Here is a 16272-nt window from a genome sequence, read left to right on the forward strand (position 1 = left end):
AGGACGGCGGTAACTCATGATGGAATTTATTCAGGCAAATCTAAGCTGGCTCGTGGGATGCGTGGTGGCAGTTTTGCTCGCAATCGGTGCATTTTCATTTCGTTCAACGCTTGAGTTCTGGTTGAATCACTGGAAATACACGTTTCCGATACTTGGAAAAACGGCACGGCTAGCGCGCAACGGTGTCCACGACCGAAGCGGTTGGACTGACTCGGAGCGCACGCTTTGTGGCGACTACAACAAGTTCATCTCTTACTTGTCGAAGGCCGAATTCAGTAAGCGTAACGAGTACCTCGCCAAGTCAGATGACAGCGGCCGCTCACCCACCCCGCTCTGGTTGCTTACGTTGCTGTCGGTGCTGGTTATCGCGGAGGGCCTCGGGTTCTCCTATCTGCTGGGAAGCTGGATGGCAAGAGATGGCAGCGCGAACACACATACGTTGCTGATGCTCGCAATCGTCTTCGTATTGTGCGTGATCATGGTCTTCCTGACGCACGTCGCTGGACACCAGCTGTACCGGTCGAATCTCGTCGCGCGTTGCCGCAAGCAATGGAAGCAAGACAATTCACAGCCGCGCTTTTCGAGCCGAAAGGTGAAACTAGATGACGATCAGTCTGTTGATAACGCGGAGCCGGACTACACGCAAACCGCAAATCGCGTCGGAACAGACCATAGCTACTTTATGGTTGGGCTGACTATTGCAGTCATCATCGTTATCGCGGGCACGTCGACGTGGATGCGATGGAGCAATTTGAATGCGGAACAAACGCGCGAAGCGATGGGGACAAGCCAGGGTGTCGATGCGGGGAATCCGTTCGCGACCGCGCCAGTGATTCCCGCCGAACTCTCTTCGAGTCAAAAAGCAGCGGACGATCGCGCCAAGGCTGAAGAGAGTTCGTCGACACGAAGCGAAGGTGCGGCCGCTTTTATCACACTCGGCGTTATCTTTGTTGTGACGCAAATCGTGGGCATATTCGGGGGATTCGCGTGGGGATTCGGCGGGCGTGAAAGCCTCGCCGCGTGGAAGACAACGAAGGGTTTCAAGACGTTCGAAGACTACAACAACTACTACGCACCCTTTCGATCCATCGCGCAGTCGCAACTTGAAAATCTTCAAAAAGCAATGGCTGAGCATGCGGACATAGCTGGGAAATCGTTCTCAAAGACGTTTCGCGATTACGTCATTGAACAGCGCCAACTGGCCGACCTGGATGGGGCTCCGCCGGTTGCCATTACCGTTTCCAACATCGCCGGGCTAACTGAAACGGCTTCACGCGACACAGCTGTGTTGAACCCTGCGTCGGCAGCTCATGCCGCTGCAATCGCTCCCCTTGCCGAACCGGCGAATAACCTGACCGACGATTCTCTGGGTGACCTCGATGCAATTGTGTCTGAAATCGAAGCCACGTCCGATGTCAATCGGAAGAAACAGCTCGTCTTGCAGCTCGATGCACCGATTCGTACGAAGGTGGTCGAGGAATTGAAGCTGCGCAAAGAACGCGCCGAGCAAAACAAGGCGACTCTCCACAACGAGCTGGACGATCTCTTTAGAGCATGAGCAAGAACGCAATGTCAAAACGTGTCGCTTACCTTTTCGTCGCCGTGGTCTTCGGTCTCTGTGCAGATGCTGTCTCAGCCGGAGTGGTGAACGACGTTCCCAGTTGCTATCTGGCAAATCATTTCAAGGTCCCGACTACGAGGCTCGATCAAGAGTTTTTCCTGGCAATCGATCAAACCACGGTATTTGACGACCGTCTGCGTGCGCAGATTGTCGATAACGCACTTAGGTCGGTGCGTCCGGCAAGTGCTTACACGGTGCTTGATTTTTCGGCATTTTCGCAGGGGCGATATACGGAGGTTGTCACCCGCGGCGTGGTCGAGGCACAGTTCCCCGAGAAGAACCGGGATGACGTGAGCGAGCGGGCTCTACGAAGTTTTGATGCTTGCATGGGAGGTCAGACTGCATTCGCCAAGAAATCGATAGTCGCAACGATCCAGCAGATAGAAGCCGGTGCAACGAACGATCTGGCGAAGTCAGATATCCTTGCCGCGTTGAAGGACATAAGCGACAAGATCAGGACGTCGCCCGCGTCGGACAAAGTCCTGTTCCTCGCGTCTGACATGCTCGAGAACTCATCCATATCGAGCTTCTATTCACGCAATGCGGTGCGTAGGATTGATGCGGCTGCCGAACTCAAGAAAGCGACAGCGGCGGGGTTGATTGCAGACTTTGGCGGGGCCCGAGTGTACGTTCTTGGCGCAGGCCTTCTGACAGAGGACGTAAAGAAGACAAAGGTTTACCGCGACCCGCTAACCATGGCTGCCTTAAAACAGTTTTGGAGCGAGTACTTTAAACAGTCGAACGCTAACCTGGTCGAGTTTGGTGAGCCCGCCTTGCTCGGCGCGGTGGGAACGAAGTAGGACGATCAGATGGTGGTACCGGGGAGGCTGTTCACGAGGAGCGTCCTAGTGGTTCGTGGCCAGCCCTCCGTTTCAAGCCAACAACCGCAACAACTCTGGTGGAGCAGAGGTACGCTGCTCCAAGAAGCTCTCCCATCTGGACAGTCGCCCACCCACCACTACGTAGCCCTTACTCCCCCTTACTCTTCCCCGACGACCCCGACTTCGCGCTAGCCGGCGAACGTGCCCGCCACCGGCTGGTCATCTCTCTCCCCGCCACCTCATCCATTGCCACGGCGATCAACTCGACCCGTTGCTCGCGCGTGAAACTCGCATACGCCACGCCATCGATCACGCCGTGTTTCTTCAACAGATGAACGGCTGCCGACCGGTTCGCCTTCTCGAGTTCCAGGTCTTCCTGCGCGCTGAGCAACGCCGCTGTCAAACTCGCGACCGCCGCTTTCTCCTGCGCGACGTCGAATTTCATCAGGTCCATCTTGACGTCGATGCCAGGCGCATCCGATGACGTACCGAGCCGCAATTGCGTCAGTTCGCGTTTCAAATCGCTTTCCCGACGAAGCGCGCGCTCGAGCTTTTGCGCCATGCCGGGTTGCGATCGCCCGTGGCCGCGAAAGAGCGTGCTGAAGGTGTTTCCGAGAATTCCCATACCGTCATGACCTCGAGATGATTTTGTTCATCGGCGTGCACTTGGCGTGAGAGCAGCGTCTCACTCTCGGTATCAACGGCAACTGGAGGCAATTCTTTAGGCTTTTTATGGACCGCATAATTAACGGTATTTTTTACACGATGAAAGCTGGAGAAAAGGCGAAAAAACGCCCGGTAATCAACATGGTAGGTGATTATCGGGCGTTCAGTTGCAGCAACCAGGCGGACGCTTAAATAACTATCCGTAAGGTAAAACGTTTCGAGCTATCGCTTCAGGCGACCGCTTCCTCGGCTTCAGCCTCAACCGTTTCCGTTTCCGTTTCCGTCTCCGAATTCCGGATCAGGTAATCGAATGCGCTGAGCGACGCTTTAGCCCCTTCGCCGACCGCGATCACGATCTGCTTGAACGGCACGGTAGTGACGTCGCCGGCCGCGAACACGCCCGGCACCGACGTCGCGCCCCGCGCATCGACCACGATCTCGCCGTGACGCGACAACTCGACCGTGCCCTTGAGCCATTCCGTATTCGGCACCAGCCCGATCTGCACGAATACACCTTCCAGCTCGATGTGTTTCGCTTCACCCGAACTCAGGTCCTTATACGAGAGTCCGTTGACCTTCTTGCTGTCGCCGGTGACTTCCGTGGTCTGCGCCTGCGTGATGATGGTCACGTTCTTGAGGCTACGCAGCTTGCGTTGGAGCACGGCATCGGCACGCAACTCCGTACCGAATTCGAGCAACGTCACCGTGCTGACCAGTCCAGCCAGATCAATCGCGGCTTCAACGCCGGAATTGCCGCCTCCGATCACCGCAACACGCTTGCCCTTGAACAGCGGGCCGTCGCAATGCGGGCAATACGCCACGCCGTGATTGCGATATTGCTTCTCGCCCGGCACGTTGATTTCGCGCCACCGGGCACCCGTGGCAAGCACGATCGTCTTCGCTTTCAGCACCGCGCCGTTGGCGAGGCGCACTTCGTGAATCTTGCCCGGCACGAGTGCTTCGGCGCGCTGCACGTCCATGATGTCGACGTCATAGCTTTTCACGTGCTGCTCAAGCGCCGTTGCGAATTGCGGTCCTTCAGTTGCTTGCACCGAGACGAAGTTTTCGATGGCGAGTGTATCCAGCACTTGTCCGCCAAAGCGTTCAGCCGCCACGCCGGTCGAGATGCCCTTGCGCGCCGAGTAGATGGCCGCCGCCGCGCCGGCAGGTCCGCCGCCAACGATCAGCACATCGAATACGCCTTTCTTTTCGAGCTCTTTCGCGGCACGGGCGCCGGCGTTGCTATCGAGCTTCGCAAGGATTTCTTTCACGCCAGTGCGGCCTTGACCGAATACTTCGCCGTTCATGTAGACGGTCGGGACGGCCATGATCTGGCGTTGCTCGACTTCGTCCTGGAACAACGCGCCGTCGATGGTGACCTGGCGGATACGCGGATTGATGAGGGCCATTACGTTCAGCGCCTGCACGACTTCCGGGCAGTTCTGGCACGAGAGCGAGATATACGTTTCAAACTCATAGTCACCGTCGAGCGCGCGGATCTGTTCGATCACCGCGTCGTCGAGTTTGACCGGATGCCCGCCGGTCTGGAGCAGCGCCAGGACCAGCGACGTGAATTCATGGCCCATCGGAATGCCCGCGAAACGGATGCCCGTGGGTTTGCCCGGTTCGCCGATGGAGAACGAGGGCTTGCGTTGTGCATCGTCGCGCTTTTCGATCACCGCAATGCGGTCCGACAGCGTCGCGATTTCTTGCAGCAGACCTTGCAGCTCGACGGATTTCGGCGAGTTGTCCAGTGAAGCGACGATCTCGATCGGCCGGCTGACCTTTTCCAGATAGGCTTTCAACTGAGTCTTGAGGTTGGCTTCCAGCATGGCGGTTTCGAGTCCGTTTAAAGATGATTTGCTTGCAAAAGACGTGCTGACAGACATCCGGGCCGCGAACGGCCCGGATGGTACAGCGCATTACAGCGAGGAATTAGAGCTGTGAAGCAGCTTAGATCTTGCCAACGAGGTCGAGCGACGGCGTCAGCGTTTCAGCGCCCGGCGTCCACTTGGCGGGGCACACTTCGCCCGGGTGTGCTGCGACGTATTGCGCTGCCTGCACCTTGCGCAGCAGTTCGCCAGCGTCACGGCCGATGCCGTTGTCGTGGATTTCGCACAGCTTGATCTCGCCTTCCGGATTGATCACGAACGTGCCACGCAGCGCCAGACCTTCTTCTTCGATCAGCACGTCGAAGGCGCGCGAGATCACCAGCGTCGGATCAGCAATCATCGGATACTTGATCTTGGCGATCGTGTCCGACGTGTCATGCCATGCCTTGTGCGTGAAGTGGGTGTCAGTCGACACGCTATAAATTTCCACGCCGAGCTTCTTGAATTCAGCGTAACGGTCGGCCAGATCGCCGAGTTCGGTCGGGCAAACGAACGTGAAGTCAGCCGGGTAGAACACCAGGACGGACCATTTGCCCTTCAGGCTTTCATCGGTCACGGTGGTGAAGTCGCCGTTGTGGTAAGCGTTGGCTTTGAACGGTTTGACCTGGCTGTTGATAATCGGCATTGCGCGTGTCCTTGTGTTAAGTGATTAAGTGGTTAGGGAGAAGTGAACGAAGTATGAAGGGGGGCGCCCAATATGGAAAATCGAATGATTTAATGGGGTCGATGTGGTGAGGCTATCAGGGTTAACACGGCATCATCATGCGACGTCAGAAGTCGAACACGCAGGCCGCCGCATGAACGGGGGCCGCATTTTATCGTTACCGGGAACCTGTTGCCAGTACCGTGGCCGCACGGCAGGTGAACGAACACCACGGGCATGGGCGTTGCGCGCATGCCGCTTTAGCTAACTGAATTAACCAGGAGGGTGTATGAAAATTGGCATCATTGGCGCGGGTAATATTGGTCGCGTGCTGGCGCTGCGCTGGGTCGAGCGGGGGCATGAGGTCCTGATCGGCAACTCGCGAGGGCCGGACACGCTGGCCGACGTCGCCAGCGAAACCGGCGCGAAGCCGGCGGAGCTCGCGGACGTGGTACGCGGCGCCGCTGTAATCGTCGTCACGATCCCCGAAAAGAAAGTGCTGAATCTGCCAGCCGGCTTGTTCAACGATGTGCCGGAAACCACGGTCGTGATCGATACCGGGAACTACTATCCGCGTGAGCGCGATGGCCGTATCGACGGCATCGAGTCCGGCATGATGGAAAGCGCATGGGTCGCGCAGCAGATCGGGCGTCCGGTCATCAAGGCTTTCAACAACATCTACGCGGCGCATTTACGCGATCTCGGCAAGCCCGAGGGCACGCCGGGACGCGTGGCGTTGCCGGTTTCGGGCGATACCGCCGATGCGAAAGCCGTCGTGATGCAACTGGTCAATGAGATGGGCTTCGATCCGGTGGATAACGGCAGCATCGGCGACTCCTGGCGTCAGCAGCCTGGCACGCCGGTCTACACGAAGGATTTCGACAGAGAAGGCCTGAAGGCCGGTTTGCAGAAGGCGGAGCGGGCTCGCAAGCCGCAATGGAGTGCGACGGACAAGAGCCCCGGAAGCTTCGATCACCCCGCATGAAGCCGCACGGCGACGGGCCTTCCAAAGCCCGTCGCCGCGTGGTTCAAACCGAAAGTTGAAGCCGGCGGGTGAAGCCAACTTCTTAGTCGAGCGAGATGCCGTCGAAACGATGACCGCCCAGCGGGCTGATCTCGTAGCCCTTGACGTCTTTCGTCATCAACTGAAACGCGTTGGCGTGGGCGATCGGCGTGTACGGGACCTGATCCTTGAACACGACCTGCGCCTGCTCATACAGCTTGGTGCGGGTCGGCTGGTCGGTAATCAGCCGAGCTCTGCCGAGCAGATCGTCGAATTGCTTGTTGCACCACTTCGCCACGTTGCTGCCATGCACGGCGTCGCAGCCGAGGGTCGTGCCGAGCCAGTTGTCCGGGTCGCCGTTGTCGCCCATCCAGCCGTAAAGGATGGCGTCGTGCTCGCCGCCTTCTTTCGCGCGCTTGTTATATTCGGCCCATTCGTACGTCACAATGTTCGCTTTAACGCCGATCTTCGCCCAGTCCGATTGAATCAATTGCGCCATCAGGCGAGCATTCGGGTTGTAGCCGCGCTGCACGGGCATGGCCCATAGCGTGATCGAAAAGCCGTTCGGAAAACCCGCTTGCTTCAGCAGATCACGGGCCTTCGCGGGATCGTAGGGAGCGTCTTTCAACGCCTTGTTATACGACCATTGCGATGGCGGCATCGGATTCGAAGCCACAGTCGCGGCCCCGTCGTAGACGCTCTTCAGGATGGCCGGTTTATCGACGGCCATGTCCAGAGCACGACGCACCAGCACGTTATCAAGTGGCTTATGCGTGGTGTTGTAGCCAACATAGGCCACGTTGAAACCCACTCCCGAGAGCACCGCGAGTTTGGGATTGCTGCGCGCGGTCTGGATATCGGCGGGGCGCGGGAAAGCTGTCATCTGGCATTCGCCGCCTGCGAGCTTCTGCATGCGCACAGCCGCGTCGGGCGTGATGGCAAACACCAGTTTCGCGATATGCACGTCCTTCTTGTTCCAGAAGTACGGATGCGCGTCGTAGCGGATGATCGCGTCTTTTTGGTAGTCACGGAACACGAATGGGCCGGTGCCCACGGGCTTTTGATTCAGGTCTTCTGTCTTGCCGGCCTTGAGCAACTGGTCGGCGTATTGCGCCGACACAATGGAGGCGAACTCCATCGCTATGTTACGCACGAAGACCACGTCCGACGTGTGCAGCGTAAAGCGCACGGTGTAGTCGTCGAGTTTTTCAACCGATGCAATGTTCTTGTCGTAGCCGAGATCGCTGAGATACGGGAAGCTGACCGGATGCGCTTTCTGGAACGGATTGTCCGGATCGATCATGCGTTTGAACGTGAAGACGACGTCGTCCGCATCGAAGTCGCGCGTGGGCTTGAACCAGGGTGTGGTCTGAAACTTGACGCCGTGGCGGAGATGAAACGTGAAAGTCTTGGCATCGGGCGACTCGTCCCATGACTCGGCCAGACCCGGCACCAGGTTGAGCGAACCGCGCTCGAATTCGACCAGGGTGTCGTAGACTGCGTGCGCGCCGGCGTCGAAGTCGGTGCTGGTGGTGTACTGCGCGGAATCGAAGCCGGCCGGACTGCCTTCGGAACAGAACACCAGGGTTTTGCCCGCCGCGTGGGCCGTGCCGGCGAGCGCCCCAAGGGCCGCAAATGCGCAAACGGCGGTGCAAACGGCGGTGCGGGCCAGCTTGCGGGCGGGGGCGAGGAATGAGTCGGACGGCAGGCTTTTATGTGGCATGTAAGGTCGGTGAAGGTTGAGAGGCGGCGCCCGGAGGCGACCAAGCGTGCCGAAGTAACCGGATACTTTACCAACCACGGAATTTTTGACGAAGCGATACGTTCTTCTTTAGATATAAGGAAATCAGCCGTGGGTATTTGGGGCAACTTCATGCACCCTTTCGCGCGCCTTTTCACGCAGCTTTTCATTCAGCCGCCAAGGGCCTATGGGTCCGCAGGCTGCAAATATTTCCCGGGCGTTTTAACATGTCGGACCGGGCGCTCCCGCTTTTTTCCGGCTTCTTGCTAAAGTTACCGATTAATGACCGGCACGCGGCCCACGCCCTCCTATGCAGTACAAGAGAACATGAAAAACGTTTCTGATTCACCGGCAGCCACTGCCGTAGCAGCCCACGAAGAATGCGTCGAACTCGTGGCGAAGGCCACGATTCCCACGCGTTACGGCGTGTTTGAGTCGCATGTGTATCGGGTGAAAAGCACGGGCGCGGAGCATCTGACGCTTGTCATGGGCGATGTCAGTGCCGGCGAATCCGTGCTGTGCCGGCTGCATTCCGAGTGTGTCACGGGCGACGTATTCGGCTCGTATCGCTGTGATTGCGGCGAGCAACTGGACCTCGCGATGCGTTATATCGCGGCTGAAAATCGCGGCATCTTGCTGTATTTGCGGGGTCATGAAGGGCGCGGCATCGGGCTCGCAAACAAGATCCGTGCGTATGCGCTGCAAGAGCAGGGGTACGACACTGTCGACGCCAACCTGCATCTCGGTTTGCCCGATGACGCGCGGGAATACGACTCGGCAGCAGCTATTCTGCGCGCGCTCGACGTGCGCTCGGTGCGCTTGATGAGCAACAATCCGTCGAAGTTCGACACGCTGCTCAAGCACGATATCCCGGTTTGCGAACGGGTGGCGCTGGCCATTCCCGTGCGTGAGGAAAACGAGCGCTACATCAAGACGAAGCAGGTCCGCTTCGGTCACTACTTCGACGAAAACGAATAGCTGACTGCAAGGCGTGCTTCGACGCCTTGAGCTTCAGGTTGCATCGTGAAAAATGACGCCTACCGTATGGCGGTGGCCCGATCTCAGCCGGCTCACGCCGTGCCTGAGATTCACGCGATATGCCCCGCGCGTCCCGTTCACCGGCCGGTTATGAACGGCGAAAATCACGGCGTCGCCTTGCGCTAGCGGTACGACTTCGGCCCGCGACTGCATGCGCGGCCGCTGCTCGGTCATCACAAATTCCCCGCCAGTGAAATCTCGCCCTGGTACCGACAGCAGACACGCAAGCTGAAGCGGAAACACGTGCTCGCCGTACAAGTCCTGATGCAGGCAGTTGTAGTCGCCCTGCGCGTATTGCAGGATCAGCGGTGTGGGGCGAAGCTGGCCGGCAGCGTGGCATCGATCGATAAACGCGGCGTGGTCCGGTGGATAGCGGGTGTCGATCCGCATGATCTCGTTCCATCGGTTAGCAATGGGAACAAGGTGCGGATACACCGCTTCGCGTAAGGTGCCGATCACCTCAGGCAGCGGATAAGCGTAGTACTTGTACTCGCCGCGCCCGAAACCGTGGCGTGCCATGACTACGCGGCTTCTGTACAACTCGTCGCGCACATAAAGCGCTTTCAATGCGTCACATTCCGCGGGTGTGAGCAGGCGCTCGACCGTCGCGCAGCCGAAATCATCCAGTTCCTCTTGCACCGCATGCCAGTCGATGGCGTTCACGCGGGCTTCGATATTCGTCACCAGGGCATCCATTGGCAGCTTCTCCATGCAGGTTTTGATGACCCCAAGTGTCCGCTGCACGGCGCTTTAAAACACTCCGGATGTTGCGTTCATATTAGATGTGCGTAATCGTATGATGAATAATTCAAGGCCTTCTTGAAACCTTCCCGAACAGGACGGCGCGTTAGTGCTCCACTGGCGGTGACTGCACCGCAGCGGAATCGCGCGATGCCGCGTCGCGCAGGCGGATGATCGTTTGCCGCGACGTGCTGAGCACCCGCGCGATCGCCGTCACGGTGCTTCCAGAGGCAAGCGCCTTCAGTGCTTGTTGCCGCTGTGAGTCGGACAACGAGGCGGGACGTCCCTGATGCGTGCCGTCCTTCTTGGCGATCGCGGCCGCGTCGAGCGCGCGCGCGCGTTTGGCATCGCGCTCCAGTTCGGCGGACAGCTGAAGCATGCGGATGGGCGAGCCTTCCCCGCTCGCGCAAAGATCGGCTTTGCCTGCGTCGAGGCAGAAGACGTGCGCTCCTTTGCCGGCCAGCATGGTAAGTGTAGACACGGCGTCGCTGATGCTGCTTCCCAGGTACCCGAGATGCGCGACGACCAGCGTGTCGCCGGGCTTGATACGGCGGATGGCCCGTTGCAGCGCGAGGCGCGACGCGGCGTTCACGGCATGGCTGCAGTGATCGACCAGAACGCAACCCATGTCGACGAGGAAGCCGGCCGCGTCGATCTGGAACAGGTCGTTGTCGCGTCCGTCCTGATTGCCGGCGGTATTGATATACACGATGAGGGTCACGAGGCGCACTCCGATATTGCCTTTGCACAGTCCGCCGGGAGCGCCGCAGTGGCGCCTCCGGCGGCTGCGGCTTGGTCCATGTTAGCAAACTGCCGGACGATGCGCGACGCGGTCTCAATGCTGCGGCCTCAATGCTGCATTGCGACTTGGGTGATCCGGCTTTGCAGCGCCTCGCGGCGTGCGGCGATCCGCTCACCCAGTTTCGCGAGATCAAGCCGGGTCTTGCGCAGTTCCGGGAACAGCGCCGACTCCTCTTCCTCCACATGGTGATTGACGCTTTCGGTCAGGACCTTGAAGGTCGCGTCGAAGCCTTCGTCGCCCGCTTTCATCGTCGAGAATTTTTCGATGAGCGTCTTCACCAGGAAGTGCTCGACGAATGCTTCATTGACATCGTCCTTATCGTCTTTGCCCAGCGCTTCCTTGGCCGCCGGATAAAGGATCTCCTCTTCCACCATGGCATGCATGGTGAGCAGTTCGCATGCGCGTTGTACGAGGGTCGCCTTGCGTTCCAGGTCGTCGTCGGCGGCGCGTTCGAACGCATCGAACAATTTCTCTACCGCTCGATGTTCTTCTTCAAGCAGCGTGAGCGCATCCTGCCGGGTCGTGTGAGTTGCAGCCGTAGTGACAGCCATGATGATTCCTCGCGTGGAGTGGGAGCGTGGGGGTGACTCGCTCGCGGGACTCACAGCAAAACGGATGCCCGAGCAGCAGGAGCCGAAGCCACGCTGTGCCGGACGATCTCCACCCTCCACCACGCGGGTAGCAGGCGGCGCACGTCGGCACGGGCAAAGCGGTCGTCGATGAGATACAGCACGCCCTGATCGGTCTGTCCTCGAATCACACGCCCTGCAGCCTGTACCACTTTCTGCAGCCCGGGGAACAGGTACGTGTAGTCGAATCCGGCGCCGAACTCTTCGTCCATGTGTGCTTTCATCTGCTGGTTGACCGGATTGAGCTGCGGCAGTCCAAGCGTAGCGATGAACGCGCCGATCAACCGCGTGCCGGTCAGGTCGATACCCTCCCCGAACGATCCGCCAAGCACGGCGAAGCCGATACCACGACCCGTTTGCGTGAAGCGTGCGAGAAAAGCTTGCTGATCCGCTTCGCTCATTGAACGCGACTGCGTCCACACCGGAATGTCCTGGTGCTCGCGAAGCAGCGCGCTGGCGACCTGATCGAGGTAGTCGAAGCTGCTGAAGAAACTCAGGTAATTGCCGGGCGTGCGCCGGTATTGAGCCGCGATGAGATCGACGAGTGGTGGTACGGACTCCTCGCGATCGCGAAACCGCGTGGACACATTCGCTATGGCCCGCACCTGCAACTGATCCGCGTGAAAGGGCGATTCCACATTCACTTGCAGGCAGGTTTCAGGAAGACCGAGCATGTCGCCATAGAAATGCATGGGCGTGAGCGTGGCTGAGAACAGCGCAACTGAATGAGCGCGGGCAAAGCGCGATTTCAGATGCGGTCCCGGCACACGGTTGCGCAGGCACAGCACGGTGTTGCGCCGCGTCGCAGCATGCGGGGACAAGGTGGTATCGAAGAGAGTGTGGGTGTCAAAGCGCTCGGCAATACGCACGAAATGCATGGCGTCGAAGTAAAAACGCAGCATCTCGTGATCGAGCTCGGCGGGTTGTTCGCCCACGAACTCGGTTACCACCGCAATCATGTTTTCCAGCGCTTCAATGAAGCGTCGAGGCAGGGCTGCATGCACGTCGTAATCGGTTTGCTGCTCACTCGAAATGGTTTTCCATTCCCGCGCGATCTTGTCGAATGCGCGCTTTAACGGTGGCGGCGCGGTGCGGCGAAGGCTGCGAAAACGCACTTCATCCAGCGTGGCCGAATACATCGCGCGGGCACGCTCAACCAGGTTATGCGCTTCGTCCACCAGCACGCCAACGCGCCATTCCTTCGACTCTGCGAGGGAATACAGCATGGCGTGGGTATCGAAGTAATAGTTGTAGTCGCCAACAATGACGTCGCTCCAGCGCGCCATTTCCTGGCTCAGGTAGTACGGACAAACAGCGTGCTCAATGGCAACCTCGCGCAACACGTGGCGGTTAAATTGCCCAACCTCAAGAGCAGCGGTCCGTGCGGCGGGCAAGCGGTCATAGAAGCCGCGTGCGAGCGGGCAGGATTCGCCGTGGCAGGCTTTGTCGGGATGCTCGCAGGAGCTCTCCCGCGCGACCAGTTCGAGCACGCGCAGCGGTGTGTTGCGGCCAAGCGTGGTGAGTGCGTCAAGCGCAAGTTGGCGGCCCGAACGCTTCGCGGTGAGGAAGAAGATCTTCTCGAGCTGCGCGGACGGCCATGCTTTCAATAACGGAAACAAGCTGCCCAGCGTCTTGCCTATACCCGTTGGCGCTTGCGCCAGCAGACTGCGGCCGTGCAACGCGCAACGGTAGATCGCCGCCGCCAGTTCCCGTTGTCCCGGATACAGAGACGCGTGAGGGAAAACCATATCGGCCAGTGCGCCGTCCAGTTTGGCGCGATGGTCGAGCTCCTGTTGCGCCCAATCCAGAAAACGCTCGCAGTGCATGTGAAAGTGGTCGCGGAGTGCGTCGGCGGATTGCAGTTCGGTGAAGACCGTCTCCTCTTCGCTGTTGATATTGAAGTAGACGAGGGCAACGCGGATCTCCTGCAGATTAAGCATTTTGCAGCACAGCCAGCCGTAGATGCGTGCTTGAGCCCAGTGCAGATGCCGATGGTTGTCAGGGATTGCGCTGAGCTTGCCGCGATACGTCTTGATCTCTTCCAGCTGGTTCAGGCCGGGGTCGTAGCCGTCCGCGCGGCCGCGAACGTGTAGTGGACCGAAGGTGCCGGAAAGGCTTAGTTCGGCTTGGTAGCGCCCGCCGCGACGGGCGGTGACGAGCTTATGCCCCGCCATGCCCTGTTGCGCAGTAGGCGACGGCGTGAAGCGCAGGTCGAGGTCGCCGCGCTTGGCGGTGAACTCGCACAACGCGCGTACCGCGATGGAGTAGGCGGGTTGGTCGGACATGATTACTGTATGGATATACAGTAAATATTATCACGATGCCATCGGCTGGGAACATCGTGTGGAACGCCGGTTGCTGTGAATTCAGGATACGAAGTTGGAGCCATGGCAACCATGGACCCACGGAGAAACGAACCGCGTTCTTCGTTCGCGAGAGCCGGACCGTGGCGATAGCTAAAGCACAGGAGAGCGCAATGGCGCAGACAGTAGGTGACTTTATCGTGGCACGGCTCCATGAATGGGGCGTGCGAAAAATGTTCGGTTATCCCGGCGACGGCATCAACGGCGTGTTCGGCGCAATGCGTCGAGCTCAGGACAAGATTGAGTTTATTCAGGCGCGGCATGAGGAAATGGCCGCGTTCATGGCGTGCGCGCACGCGAAATTCACGGGCGAACTGGGCGTGTGCATTGCCACCTCAGGGCCCGGCGCATCGCATTTGATTACCGGACTCTACGACGCACGCATGGACCATATGCCCGTGCTTGCGATCGTCGGACAGCAAGCACGCTCGGCAATGGGCGGGCACTATCAGCAGGAACTGGATCTCGCGTCCATGTTCAAGGACGTGGCCGGGTCATTCGTACAACAAGCAAGCGTGCCGTCGCAAGTGCGGCATCTTATCGATAGGGCGATCCGTACGGCTTTGTCGGAGCGGCGTGTGACGGCGATCATCCTGCCGAACGATTTGCAGGAGACGCCCTACGAAGAGCCCGAACGCGCGCACGGAACGCTGCACTCGGGCGTGGGATGGACCGCACCGAAGGTGGTCCCTTACGATGCCGATCTCGCGCGGGCCGCCGCCGTGCTGAACGACGGGCGGCGCGTCGCCATTCTGGCCGGCGCGGGCGCGTTGCACGCCACGGAGGAACTCATCGCGGTCGCTGACAGGCTGGGGGCGGGCGTCGCGAAGGCGCTGCTCGGCAAGGCCGCGCTGCCGGACGATTTGCCTTGGGTGACGGGGTCAATCGGTTTGCTCGGCACGGAACCCAGCTACAAGCTGATGACCGAATGCGATACGTTGCTGATGGTCGGATCGGGATTTCCCTATGCGGAGTTTTTGCCGAAGGAAGGGCAGGCGCGCGGTGTCCAGATCGATCTGAAGGGCGACATGCTAAGCCTGCGATACCCGATGGAAGTCAACCTTCAAGGCGACGCCGCCGAGACTCTCCGTGCGCTGCTGCCGCTGCTCGAACCTAAGACAACCGGGAGCTGGCGCGACCGGATTTTTCGCTGGAATCGCAGTTGGCACGAGACACTGAAGGATCGCGCCATGCAGTCGGCCACGCCGGTCAATCCGCAACGCGTGGCGTTCGAGCTGTCTTCGCGGTTGCCGGACAACGCTATTGTCACGAGCGACTCCGGTTCATGCGCTAACTGGTATGCCCGTGACGTGCAAATCAGGCGCGGCATGCTGTGTTCGCTGTCGGGCGGTCTTGCGTCGATGGGCGCCGCCGTGCCCTACGCGATCGCTGCGCGGCTCGCGTACAGGGACCGGCCGGTGGTTGCAATGGTCGGCGACGGCGCCATGCAGATGAACAACATGGCGGAACTCATTACGCTCGCGAAGTATCGCAAGCCGACCGATGCGGCGTGGGTCTGCGTCGTGTTCAACAATCAGGATCTGAATCAGGTCACGTGGGAGCAGCGCGTGATGGAAGGGGACCCGAAGTTCGAAGCCTCCCAGCAGATCCCCGATGTGGCGTATCACCGGTTTGCGGAGTTGATCGGCTTGAAGGGAATTTTCGTCGATGACCCTGCGCGGCTGGGTGCCGCGTTCGATGAGGCGTTTGCATCTGATCGGCCCGTCGTGCTGGAAGTGAAGACGGATCCGAACGTGCCGCCGCTGCCACCGCATATCACGGTCAAGCAAGCCAAAGCGTTCGCGTCCACGTTGCTGCAAGGCGATCCCGCGCAGGCAAGCGTCATTGTCGACACGGCGAAGCAGGTGCTGTCCAGCGTCCTTCCCGGATCGAAAAACTAAGGGAAGTCGTCCTCGTGCTTGACGGGAGAATCGAGCAAGTCGCAGCGTCGGTGCTTACTGCGGCTCATATAAAGAAAGCCAGTTGGTATGCGGATTGTCTATCTCATCTTGCGCGGAGCACAGGAAGCAAGAATGACCGATCAATCCCATGGAGCTGCTTGACCTGAGAAGGCGGGCACCAGGGCATTTAAAGTCCACCACGCCGCGTTCCCCAGGCGTGCTCAATAGTCCTCGGTTAACTACGAACAACTCTGGCGCGCGCACGCGGAGCGGGCAGCTGGCGCCGGCCACGCTAAAAAAGTGCCCCTACGCGCGCAAAAAATGCCGCGTGAATATAATGAGCGCCGCTTGTGCCTCTGACGATAAAAGCCGGATGATCCGATGCCCACGCGCGGCGTGACGTGCACATCT

At 59.4% G+C, this 16272-nt stretch carries 13 protein-coding genes; 5 read left to right on the forward strand and 8 right to left on the reverse strand.

What is annotated here, in order from left to right; genetic code table 11:
* The first annotated feature begins 16 nt into the window (after positions 1 to 16).
* Entirely contained in the window at positions 17 to 1558 is a 1542-nt protein-coding gene (locus JWR14_RS37625) for a hypothetical protein (RefSeq protein ID WP_299719767.1), read from the forward strand.
* Positions 1555 to 2421 carry a hypothetical protein gene (locus JWR14_RS37630; protein ID WP_299719769.1) on the forward strand — a complete coding sequence of 289 codons (867 nt, stop codon included), beginning with the start codon at positions 1555 to 1557 and terminating at the stop codon, positions 2419 to 2421. The genes JWR14_RS37625 and JWR14_RS37630 overlap by 4 nt, the downstream gene beginning before the upstream one ends.
* 169 nt (positions 2422 to 2590) lie before the next feature.
* Here the strand turns inward: JWR14_RS37630 and JWR14_RS37635 are convergent, their stop codons facing one another.
* From JWR14_RS37635 to ahpC, 3 genes are all read right to left on the reverse strand, one after another.
* A complete protein-coding gene (locus JWR14_RS37635) occupies positions 2591 to 3067 on the reverse strand; it encodes a hypothetical protein (RefSeq protein ID WP_299719771.1) in 477 nt (158 codons plus the stop codon).
* Between the two features lie 271 nt (positions 3068 to 3338).
* Entirely contained in the window at positions 3339 to 4940 is a 1602-nt protein-coding gene (ahpF, locus tag JWR14_RS37640) for an alkyl hydroperoxide reductase subunit F (RefSeq protein WP_299719773.1), read from the reverse strand.
* Positions 4941 to 5061: 121 nt separating this feature from the next.
* On the reverse strand, positions 5062 to 5625 hold the full coding sequence (ahpC, locus tag JWR14_RS37645) for an alkyl hydroperoxide reductase subunit C (protein ID WP_299719775.1): 564 nt from the start codon (positions 5623 to 5625) through the stop codon (positions 5062 to 5064).
* 307 nt (positions 5626 to 5932) lie between these two features.
* Here ahpC and JWR14_RS37650 point away from each other — a divergent pair, with 307 nt between their 5' ends.
* Positions 5933 to 6628, forward strand: a complete 696-nt coding sequence (locus JWR14_RS37650; protein WP_299719777.1) for an NAD(P)-binding domain-containing protein — start codon at positions 5933 to 5935, stop codon at positions 6626 to 6628.
* 82 nt (positions 6629 to 6710) lie between these two features.
* On the opposite strand, the gene JWR14_RS37655 is transcribed toward JWR14_RS37650, so the two are convergent.
* A complete protein-coding gene (locus JWR14_RS37655; protein WP_299719779.1) occupies positions 6711 to 8369 on the reverse strand; it encodes an ABC transporter substrate-binding protein in 1659 nt (552 codons plus the stop codon).
* Between the two features lie 345 nt (positions 8370 to 8714).
* On the opposite strand from JWR14_RS37655, the gene ribA reads away from it, so the two are divergent.
* Positions 8715 to 9365: a GTP cyclohydrolase II gene (gene ribA / locus JWR14_RS37660; protein WP_299719781.1), complete on the forward strand. Its 651-nt coding sequence runs from the start codon at positions 8715 to 8717 to the stop codon at positions 9363 to 9365.
* 33 nt (positions 9366 to 9398) lie between these two features.
* Here the strand turns inward: ribA and JWR14_RS37665 are convergent, their stop codons facing one another.
* The 4 genes from JWR14_RS37665 to JWR14_RS37680 form a co-directional block, all read right to left on the reverse strand.
* A complete protein-coding gene (locus JWR14_RS37665) occupies positions 9399 to 10121 on the reverse strand; it encodes a 2OG-Fe(II) oxygenase (protein ID WP_299719792.1) in 723 nt (240 codons plus the stop codon).
* Between the two features lie 151 nt (positions 10122 to 10272).
* Positions 10273 to 10887 (reverse strand): recombinase family protein, encoded by a 615-nt coding sequence (locus JWR14_RS37670; protein WP_299719783.1) that lies wholly within the window; start codon positions 10885 to 10887, stop codon positions 10273 to 10275.
* 128 nt (positions 10888 to 11015) lie between these two features.
* Positions 11016 to 11519, reverse strand: coding sequence for a hemerythrin domain-containing protein (locus JWR14_RS37675; protein WP_299719785.1), 504 nt, complete (start codon positions 11517 to 11519; stop codon positions 11016 to 11018).
* A gap of 50 nt (positions 11520 to 11569) precedes the next feature.
* Positions 11570 to 13882 carry an ATP-dependent DNA helicase gene (locus JWR14_RS37680; RefSeq protein ID WP_299719787.1) on the reverse strand — a complete coding sequence of 771 codons (2313 nt, stop codon included), beginning with the start codon at positions 13880 to 13882 and terminating at the stop codon, positions 11570 to 11572.
* A 191-nt stretch (positions 13883 to 14073) separates the two neighbouring features.
* Between JWR14_RS37680 and JWR14_RS37685 the strand changes: the two genes are divergently transcribed.
* Positions 14074 to 15861 carry a thiamine pyrophosphate-requiring protein gene (locus tag JWR14_RS37685; protein ID WP_299719790.1) on the forward strand — a complete coding sequence of 596 codons (1788 nt, stop codon included), beginning with the start codon at positions 14074 to 14076 and terminating at the stop codon, positions 15859 to 15861.
* Positions 15862 to 16272 lie beyond the last annotated feature (411 nt).

Source organism: Caballeronia sp. (assembly GCF_028292365.1).
GTDB lineage: Bacteria > Pseudomonadota > Gammaproteobacteria > Burkholderiales > Burkholderiaceae > Caballeronia.